9 protein-coding genes and 1 pseudogene are annotated in these 8,796 nt (G+C 69.6%); 5 read left to right on the top strand and 5 right to left on the bottom strand.

Going from position 1 to position 8,796, the window contains the following annotated elements:
• The 3 genes and pseudogenes from V6M42_RS01090 to V6M42_RS01080 form a co-directional block, all read right to left on the bottom strand.
• Positions 1-705: pseudogene (locus V6M42_RS01090) on the bottom strand (hypothetical protein); the annotation flags it as partial.
• A gap of 92 nt (positions 706-797) precedes the next feature.
• On the bottom strand, positions 798-2,822 hold the full coding sequence (locus V6M42_RS01085; protein WP_332676560.1) for an alpha/beta hydrolase family protein: 2,025 nt from the start codon (positions 2,820-2,822) through the stop codon (positions 798-800).
• Between the two features lie 73 nt (positions 2,823-2,895).
• Complete coding sequence (locus tag V6M42_RS01080) at positions 2,896-3,882, bottom strand: 2-hydroxyacid dehydrogenase (RefSeq protein WP_332676558.1); 987 nt, start codon at positions 3,880-3,882, stop codon at positions 2,896-2,898.
• Between the two features lie 21 nt (positions 3,883-3,903).
• Between V6M42_RS01080 and V6M42_RS01075 the strand changes: the two genes are divergently transcribed.
• From V6M42_RS01075 to fabB, 4 genes are all read left to right on the top strand, one after another.
• Positions 3,904-4,470, top strand: a complete 567-nt coding sequence (locus V6M42_RS01075; RefSeq protein WP_332657894.1) for an SH3 domain-containing protein — start codon at positions 3,904-3,906, stop codon at positions 4,468-4,470.
• A gap of 99 nt (positions 4,471-4,569) precedes the next feature.
• Positions 4,570-4,785: a hypothetical protein gene (locus V6M42_RS01070; RefSeq protein ID WP_332676557.1), complete on the top strand. Its 216-nt coding sequence runs from the start codon at positions 4,570-4,572 to the stop codon at positions 4,783-4,785.
• A gap of 82 nt (positions 4,786-4,867) precedes the next feature.
• Entirely contained in the window at positions 4,868-5,398 is a 531-nt protein-coding gene (gene fabA / locus V6M42_RS01065; protein WP_332657892.1) for a 3-hydroxyacyl-[acyl-carrier-protein] dehydratase FabA, read from the top strand.
• A 56-nt stretch (positions 5,399-5,454) separates the two neighbouring features.
• The gene (gene fabB, locus V6M42_RS01060; protein ID WP_332657891.1) at positions 5,455-6,684 is read left to right on the top strand and encodes a beta-ketoacyl-ACP synthase I; all 1,230 of its coding nucleotides are present in this window, start codon (positions 5,455-5,457) and stop codon (positions 6,682-6,684) included.
• On the opposite strand, the gene V6M42_RS01055 is transcribed toward fabB, so the two are convergent.
• Complete coding sequence (locus V6M42_RS01055; protein ID WP_332676555.1) at positions 6,681-7,253, bottom strand: hypothetical protein; 573 nt, start codon at positions 7,251-7,253, stop codon at positions 6,681-6,683. The two genes, fabB and V6M42_RS01055, sit on opposite strands and share 4 nt — an antisense overlap.
• 79 nt (positions 7,254-7,332) lie before the next feature.
• Positions 7,333-7,848 carry a hypothetical protein gene (locus V6M42_RS01050; RefSeq protein ID WP_332676553.1) on the bottom strand — a complete coding sequence of 172 codons (516 nt, stop codon included), beginning with the start codon at positions 7,846-7,848 and terminating at the stop codon, positions 7,333-7,335.
• Positions 7,849-8,003: 155 nt separating this feature from the next.
• Here V6M42_RS01050 and V6M42_RS01045 point away from each other — a divergent pair.
• Positions 8,004-8,796: enoyl-ACP reductase FabI (locus tag V6M42_RS01045; protein WP_332676561.1), on the top strand; the 793-nt coding region annotated here is incomplete at its 3' end.

Below are 8,796 nucleotides of genomic sequence, written 5' to 3'. Positions count from 1 at the left end.
ACGCAGCACGGGGACGCCGTTGCGGGTCTCCCAGCCGACGGTGTCGAAATCGCCGCGCTCGAACTCCTCGGCGCGACCCGTGATTACATTGACCTTGTACAGGGCGTTGATGCGCCGAGCCTGCGTCGGGGCGATCATCAGAACATGGTCGGGATCGTCATGCAGCAGGTCGACGACGGAGCCGAGATTGCGGGTGGTCCGCATGCGCTGCGGCTCGTTGTCGAACAGCACGACGGCGCCGCCGGTGTTTGGGTCGATCGACACCATCCGCCGTGAGATGAAGGCGTCAGTGGTGGTCGAGCCCAGTGACCGGGCCGAGGTCCGCTCCGTGCTGGAACGTCCGCCCAGGGCGATGCGCACCAGCAAACGCGAGTCATTGGCCCACACCATCGTCTCGCAGTCGACATCGCCCAGCGGGGCCCGCTTGGGCGGGGCCGAGGGATCGGCGGCGTCGAGCACGTCCAACACCGCACGCCGGACGCCATCGGCGTGGATTTCGCGGATGATGGCGATGCGCTCGCCCGAGGGCGACAGGGCCACGCCGCTGATCCCGTCCCTGGCGTAGAAGTCGGCCAAGGCGTGGGGCGTAATCTGCCGCGCCGCTGCGGGCCCGGCGGCGGCTGCAAGCCCGAGCCCGCCGGCGCTCGCCAGCAGACCCCGGCGCGACAAGGCCCATCGCGCCGCCGCGGAATTGCTGATCGTCATGTTACGCCCCCAAACACCCCGGCGCCAACCAACCCAAGGCTCAGGCCGGCGTCAAGGTCAAGCTGTCCACCGGCTCGGACTGGCGACGGTCCTCAGGCGAAGGCCTGACGCAACAGCTCGACGTAGCGGGTCATCAGAGCCTCTTCCTTGACGTCCTCCCAGTCCGCGTGGCCGGCCTCCTCGATCTCGATCAGTTCCACCGTCTTGCCCGCCGCGCGCAGGGCGTCGCGCATCCGTCGCGACTGGATCAGCGGCAGGACGGGATCGTCCACACCGTGCACCAGCACCACCGGGCAGGCGATCTCGGCCGCGCGACGGCGGGGCGAAGCCGACTCCAGCGCGGGCCCCATCACCGACCGGTCGCCGATGCGTCTGGTCCAGAATTCATAGATCGGCTGGCCGGGGGTGTCGTCCTCGCGCTCTTCCCACGCCAGCACGTCAGGCAGGTCGTACACGCCGCAAACGCCGATCGCCGCCTTGTACAGATCCGGCCGTTTCACCGCCCCCATCAGGGCGGCGTAGGCGCCGTAGCTGGTGCCCATGATCCCGACCCGGGACGCGTCCAGCCCCCTTGCGGCGATGGCATGGGCCACGGCGTCCTCGACGTCCTCCTGCATGCGGTCGCCCCAGCGGGTCCAGCCCTGTTTGGCGAATTCCTGGCCGTAGCCGCCCGAGCCGCGGAAATTGGGCCGCAGCACCCACCAGCCCTGGGCCGCCAGAACCTGCACCTGCCGGTCCCATTTCGGCGTGTCGCGAACCTCGGGTCCGCCATGCGGCAGGACGACCAGGGGGCCCGCCGCCCCGCCCGGAGGCGCGGTCAGATACGCCTCGAGGGTCGCGCCGTCGCGGGTCTGCACATGCAGAACCTCGCTGCCGCCCAGCCGCGCCGGGTCGAGGTCCCGCGACTGGCCGAGGTTGACGATCGCGCGCGCCGCCTTGTCGTAGAAAAACCACGAGCCCGGCTCCGCCGGTCCGTTCACATAGGCGATGAAGCGGTTCCGCGCCTGGTCGACGTCCGTGAAATGCACGTTGCAGCTATTGTCGAAAAAGCGGTTCAGGGCCCGGTGGTGGCCCGCCAGCGCGGGGTCGACAAACTCATATTCCAGCCGCTCGCCGTAGTAGGCGGCCCCGAGATAGTTGCCCGCCGAGTCCGGCAGGCCATAGGCGACGTCCCGGCCCGGGCGGGGGTTCAGCGGCGCGCCGAGCGCGGTGGTCATGAGGTCCATCTCGCGGACGCTCTGGACGTCCTCGTTGTCGAGGCGGGCGATGACCAGCACCTTGCCGGGAGTCTCGCCGGCCCCGACCCACAGGAAGTCCGGAGCTTCCCGCACACGGGTGCGACGGGCCATCTTCCACTCGGTCTCGCCCGGCGCCCGGACCATGATGGTCTCGATCGTGCCGCGGCTGTTCATGTCGTGACGCAGGACGGGCACGCCGTTGACCGTCCGCCAGTGATAGGTGCCCGACCCGCCGCGTTCGATCCGGGTCGCCGAACCGGTGTTCACATTGACCCGGTGCAGACCCATCACGGCGTCGGCCTCCCACGCGGCCATCAGGACGTGGTCCCGATCGTTGGGCAGCATGTCGACGATGCGCCCCATGTCGAAGGTGTTGCGCATGCGCTGGCGCTGATCGCTGAACAGCAGGACGACATCGCCGGTCGTCACATTCACCGAGACGACGCGGCGCATATAGTAGTCGACGCCCGCCACCCTCCGGTTTGAACCGGCCAGCGCCCGGGTCGCCGTCGTGCGCTTCAGGATCACGCTCGCCAGAAGGCGGTCGTCATTCGCCCACTCGATCGAACTGACCTCGACCTCGCCCAGGTCAATCCGGCGACGCTGGCCCTCGGGGTCTGCGGCGTCGATGAAGTCGACGGCGCTGTGCGGATCCTCGTCCGTGCCGAGGCTCTCGGCCACGGCGATCCGGTTTCCGGAGGGCGACAGGGCGGCGCCGCTGCTCATGGTCGGCTTGAAGAATTCACCCAGGGGATAGGCCCTGGCCTGGGCCCGCGCCACGCCCGGCGGCAAGGCCGCGACCGCCGTCAGGGCGCCCGCCGCGGCCAGCAGGCCGCGCCTCGACAGGGCGGCTCGCGCCGCCTTGTTCATTCCAGCCATGTCGACACGCCCCCGATACGCTTCCCCGGAGCGCAACCAACCCAAGGTTCGATGCGCCGTCAAGCGCGGCGTGTCAGAGCATCGCCGGAATCACCCGGTCGGCCGGACGGTGGCCGTTCTGGAAGGTGAGGATGTTGGCGATGACCCGGTCGCCCATGTCCTGGCGCGCTTCCAGCGTCGCGGACCCCAGGTGCGGCAGCAGGACGACATTGGCGTGGTTCAGCAGGCCCGGGTGGATGGCCGGCTCATGCTCATAGACATCCAGTCCGACCCCGGCGATGGCGCGGCGCGCGACGGCGTCGGCCAGGGCGGCCTCGTCGATCAGCTCGCCCCGGGCGGTGTTGATCAGGATGGCGTGCGGCTGAAGCCGGGCCAGCCGCCCGGCCGAAAGCAGGTGGTGGGTGTCCTTCGTCGCCGGGCAGTTCAGCGAGATCAGGTCCATCCGCGCCAGCATCTGGTCCAGATCGTCCCAGTAGGTCGCCCCCAGCTCCTCGGCGATCATGGCCGGGACCGGTTTGCGGTTGTGGTAGTGGACCTGGATCCCGAACGCCTTCGCCCGCCGCGCCAGCGCCTGGCCGATCCGGCCCATGCCGACGATGCCCAGCCGCTTGCCCCACAGCTTGCGGCCCGTCATCCAGGTCGGGGTCCAGCCTTCGAACCCGCCGGCGGCCACGACCTGGGCCCCTTCGACGATACGCCGGCTGACGGCGAGGATCAGGGCCATGGCCAGGTCGGCGGTGTCCTCGGTCAGGACGCCCGGCGTGTTGGTGACGATGATGCCGCGGGCCACGGCGGCGTCGATGTCGATATGGTCCACGCCCGCGCCGAAATTCGCGATCATCTTCAGCTGGTCGCCGACCCTGGCGATCAGGTCCGCATCGATGACGTCCGTGATGGTGGGGACCAGCACGTCGGCCCTCTGCACGGCCGCCTCCAGCGCGGCCCGGTCCATCGGCGCGTCGGTCAGGTTCAGTTCGGCGTCGAAAAGCTCGCGGGCGCGGGTCTCGACCGCGTCCGGCAGGCGTCTGGTTAATACGACCTTAAGCCGGGGGGAGGACATTCGAGGCCTTCGATTTCACGGATGCAGACGGTGTCTAGCAAAGCTCGCTCCCGCCTCCAAAGGCTGGCTGTCATCGCGGCGGTTCTCGGCGCGGGCGTCCTCGCCGGGGCGGGCCAGACCATGCCCGACGGCCGCCCGACGCCCAGCGGCCAGCCCGTGCCGCGCTGGCTGTCGCTGAAGTCGTCCGAGGTCCGGGCCCGCTACGGCCCCGGCCTGGATTACCGCATCCTGTGGGAGTACCGCGCCTCCGGCCTGCCGGTCCAGGTGGTCGCCGAGACCACGGAATGGCGCAAGATCTGCGATCCCGAGGGCGCGGTCGCCTGGGTCCACCGCAGCGTGGTCTCCAGCCGCCGCAGCGTGCTGAACGCCTCGGACGCCGAGATTCCGATCCGCGCCGGCCGTTCGGACACGGCGGCCGTGCGGGCCCGGCTCAGCCCCCGCGCCCTGGCCTCGCTGGACGAATGCGAGGACGGCTGGTGCGAGGTCCGCGTCCGCCGCCTGCGCGGCTGGGTGCGGCAGGGCGCGGTGTTCGGCGTCCAGGAGCGGGCCCTGTGCAGCGCCGGCCGGCCCGCGGGGCGCGGCCGCTAGAAGCGCTGCAGTCGCGGAACCGTGTTTCGACAGGCTCGGGCCGGCGACATAGGTTTCTCCCGCGGTCGGCCTCCGTCGGCCGCGCAGGAGGGGCATCCTGTGCGCACCTACCAGTTCCTGTTCTTCGATCGCCGCGGCCGCTCGCCCGCGCTCGATTTCGTGGAATGCGCCGACGACGGCGAGGCGGCGCGCAGCGCCAACCGTCAGCTGGGACTGCACAGCACATGCAACGGGGTCGAGGTCTTCGACGGAGACCGCATGGTCCTGCGCCTCGAACGGCCGTCAGGGCCGGACGTCTGGCATCCGACGGCATAGGGGCCTGTCCGCCTTCCTCTAAAACGTTGAGCCGCCGGTTCCCGTCGTGTACCTCCACGGCAACACCTGCCGGAGCGCCGCGTTGAGCCAGTCAAACCATCCGTCCTCGTTCGACTATGAGGCCCTGCTGGCGGCGGGCCGCGGCGACCTGTTCGGTCCCGGCAACGCCAAGCTGCCGGCCCCGCCGATGCTGATGTTCGACCGGATCACGCAGATCAACGGCGACGGCGGCGCCCACGGCAAGGGCTATGTCGAGGCCGAGCTGGATATCCACCCCGACCTCTGGTTCTTCCAGTGCCACTTCATCGGCGACCCCGTCATGCCCGGCTGCCTGGGCCTGGACGCCATGTGGCAGCTGGTCGGCTTCTACCTCGGCTGGATCGGCGGACCCGGCAAGGGCCGCGCCCTGGGCGTCGGCGAGGTGAAATTCACCGGCCAGGTCACCCCCGACATCAAGAAGGTGGTGTATAAGATCGACCTGAAGCGGGTCATCAACCGCCGCCTGGTCATGGGCATCGCCGACGGCGTGCTCGAGGCCGACGGAGAGGTCATCTACACCTGCCAGGACATGCGCGTCGGCCTGTTCGGCGGCGGCGAGCCCATCGGCGGCTGATCTCCCCACAAGACCGCAGCGAATGCGGCGACTGTAGTCTGACAAAGGAAACTGACATGCGGCGTGTTGTCGTCACCGGCCTGGGTATCGTCTCCTCCATCGGCACGGGCCAGGATGAGGTCACCGCCTCCCTGCGCGACGCGAAGTCGGGCGTGGTCGCGGCGCCCGACCACATCCAGCACGGCTTCCGCTCGCAGGTCTGGGCTCCGCCGGCGCTGGGCGTGACGGCCGAGGACTGGGCGCCGCACGTCGACCGCCGCGCCGCGCGCTTCCTGGCGAACGGCACCGCCTGGGGCCACATCGCCTTCGAGGAGGCGCTGAAGGACAGCGGCATGACTGCGGACGAGATCAAGTCCGACCGCATCGGCGTCATCGTCGGCGAGGGCGGCCCCTCGACCCAGGTCATCCTGCAGGCGGCGGCCACCACGGTCGAAAAGAATTCTCCCAAGCGCATCGGGCCGTTCGCCGTGCCCAAGGCCATGGCTTCGGGTCCCTCGGCGGTCCTGGCCACCTGGTTCGAGCTCAAGGGCGTCAACTATTCGATCAGCTCGGCCTGCGCGACCAGCGCCCACTGCATCGGCGCGGCCGCCGAACAGATCGCCTGGGGCAAGCAGGACGTGATCTTCGCCGGCGGCGTCGAGGACATCGACTGGTCCATGTCCAACATGTTCGACGCCATGGGCGCCATGTCGTCCAACTTCAACGAAACCCCCCCGGTGGCCTCGCGCGCCTATGACAAGGACCGCGACGGCTTCGTCATCGCCGGCGGTGCGGGCATCGTGGTGCTGGAAGAGTACGAGCGCGCCGTGGCGCGCGGCGCGACCATCTACGCCGAGGTCACCGGCTACGGCGCCAATTCCGACGGCTACGACATGGTCGCCCCCTCGGGCGAGGGCGCCGAGCGCTGCATGAAGATCGCCCTCGAAATGGCCGGCAATCCCCGGATCGACTATCTGAACCCGCACGGCACCTCGACCCCGGTCGGCGACTCCAAGGAGATGGGCGCGGTGCGCAACGTCTTCGGCGACGACCTGCCGATGATCAGCTCGACCAAGTCGCTGACGGGCCACTCGCTGGGCGCCGCCGGGGCGCAGGAGGCGATCTACTGCCTCTTGATGATGAAGAACGGCTTCGCCGCCGAGAGCGCCCACATCGAGAACCTCGACCCCGAGTTCGAGGGCATGCCGATCCTGCGCAAACGCCACGACGGCGAGCTGAAGCACGTCATGTCCAACAGCTTCGGCTTCGGCGGCACCAACGGCACGCTGATCCTGTCGAAGGTCTAGCTCGGGTCGGGCTGCCTCAGGCCTGTCCACGCCTCCGACGCCGCCGCCTTGATGCAGGCCTCAAGCGCGTCGCGGTCACGGTTCCAGGCGTTGACCCCGTGCACGTGCGCCGAGTGCGGCCACAGCCATGTGTCCTGCGCGGCCGCATCTGCGGGGAGAACCCCCCGGCCATAGCAGGTTACGCGCATCTCGTCGCCGTGCCGCGTGCGGGCTTCGGCCGGTCGGTCGTCGAAGGCCACCACCACAGTCGGTGGTGCGTCGGCGGCCAGTTCGGCCCGGGTCAGATAAAAGCGGGTGCAGTAGTCCAGCTTGCCCTCCGCCCGCTCGTCCTTGCAGGACGCGAAGACGTCCGGCGCGAGCACGGGTTCCGCCAGCGTGAACCGCCCCCACTCCGCGTCGCCCAGAGACGCCAGCGTCGAAAGCCCATGCTCCAGCTGGATCTGACGGACCTGATCCAGCGTCACCACCACGACGGCGATCCGGGGGCGCGCGGGCGCCGTCTGGGCCAGAACCGGGACCGCGAGCCCGCACAGGGCGAAGGCCGAAACAAGGGCCGGGAGAGGGCGCATCCGGAAGGCTCCGTGAGGGTTCCCGGCATCCTGCCCCGGCAAGCGGGACCGTAACAAGTCTGCTATCAAGGGCCGACGCCTACCAGCCGCTCTCGGCGCCTGCGCCGGTGATGCAGCCGGCCGCGGCCGCGCGGGTCTCCATCCGCTTCGGAGATGCGGTGTCGAGACCGGCGTTCAGGTCGAAGCGGATCAACTGGCGATCGGGGTTGGTCGGCCGCCCGCCCGTTCCCACGCAGGTCCAGCTCGCATGGTCCGCCTCGCCGCCCGCGAGGACGATGACCGTGGCGCCGGTCGCCCCTTGTTCGGCCAACTGGCGTCTGGCGCAGGTGCGGGTGTCCTGCGCCGAGATGGTGCAGTGCTCGAACTCGGCCGCGTCCAGCCCGGTGGGCAGGATTTCGAACCAGCCCCCGCCCGGCCCGGCCGTCGACAGGCTCTGCAGCAGGGCGTCGTGACTGGCCCGCGCCGCCGCATCCAGATGGGGGTCGGAGGCCAGCAACACCTTGACCCGCAACGGCGGCGGACCCGCCTGGGCCAGGGCGGCGGAACCTCCGGTCAGGGCCAGAGCCACGCTCAGAACGGCGAGTGATCGGATCATCGGCGGGGCTCCCTGACTCTGACCGTAACGCTAGCCTGTCATTTCCGCCCGGCCAAGCGCCCCTGACGGATGGTCTTTCACCGCTCGCCCGTCGCTGCTAACCCTCCGCGTTCAGAACACGGAGACGGACCATGGCGAGCGAGAGCGGCTGGAACATGCCCACGGGCGAACTCATGAAGGGCAAGAAGGGCCTGATCATGGGGGTGGCGAACTCCAACTCCATCGCCTGGGGCATCGCCTCCCAGCTGGCGGCCCAGGGCGCCGAACTGGCCTTCACCTACCTCGGCGAGGGGCTGGAGCGCCGCGTGCGTCCGCTGGCCGAGAGCGTCGGCGCCAAGCTGCTGATCCAGGCCGACGTCACCGACGACGCCTCGATGGACGCCGCCTTCGCCGAGCTGGAAAAGGCCTTCGGCACGATCGACTTCGTCGTCCATTCGGTGGCCTTCGCCAACAAGGACGAACTGAAGGGCAGCTTCGTCGAGAACACCAGCCGCGACAGCTTCCTGCTGGCCATGAACATCTCGGCCTTCAGCTTCGTCGACGTGGCCAAGCGGGCGTCGCGCCTGATGCCCAACGGCGGCTCGCTGGTGACCATGACCTATCTCGGCTCGGAACGGGCCATTCCCAACTACAACACCATGGGCGTGGCCAAGGCGGCGCTGGAGGCCGCAACCCGCTACATCGCGCGCGACCTGGGACCGAAGGGCATCCGCGTCAACGCCATCTCGGCCGGTGCCATGCGCACCCTGTCGCTGGCCGGCATCTCGGGCGGCCGCGGCATGATCAGCCAGGGCCGGGCCATGTCGGCGATGAAGGAGGACACCTCGATGGAGGGCGTCGCCGGCGCCGCCCTGTGGCTGTGCTCGGACCTCGGCTTCTCGACCACGGGCGAGGTCATCCACGTCGACGCCGGCTTCCACATGATGGGCATGGCGGCGGACGAGGAGG

The organism is Brevundimonas sp., from assembly GCF_036677305.1.
Classification (GTDB): domain Bacteria; phylum Pseudomonadota; class Alphaproteobacteria; order Caulobacterales; family Caulobacteraceae; genus Brevundimonas.
The sequence above is the reverse complement of the archived record's forward strand: the minus strand, read 5'-3'. Positions and strand labels throughout refer to the sequence as shown.

Coding starts and splice junctions, on each gene's coding strand:
- V6M42_RS01050 (WP_332676553.1), bottom strand. CDS start 7,848: ATGATCCGATCACTCGCCGTTCTGAGCGTGGCTCTGGCCCTGACCGGA.
- V6M42_RS01085 (WP_332676560.1), bottom strand. CDS start 2,822: ATGGCTGGAATGAACAAGGCGGCGCGAGCCGCCCTGTCGAGGCGCGGC.
- V6M42_RS01075 (WP_332657894.1), top strand. CDS start 3,904: ATGCAGACGGTGTCTAGCAAAGCTCGCTCCCGCCTCCAAAGGCTGGCT.
- V6M42_RS01080 (WP_332676558.1), bottom strand. CDS start 3,882: ATGTCCTCCCCCCGGCTTAAGGTCGTATTAACCAGACGCCTGCCGGAC.
- fabB (WP_332657891.1), top strand. CDS start 5,455: ATGCGGCGTGTTGTCGTCACCGGCCTGGGTATCGTCTCCTCCATCGGC.
- V6M42_RS01055 (WP_332676555.1), bottom strand. CDS start 7,253: ATGCGCCCTCTCCCGGCCCTTGTTTCGGCCTTCGCCCTGTGCGGGCTC.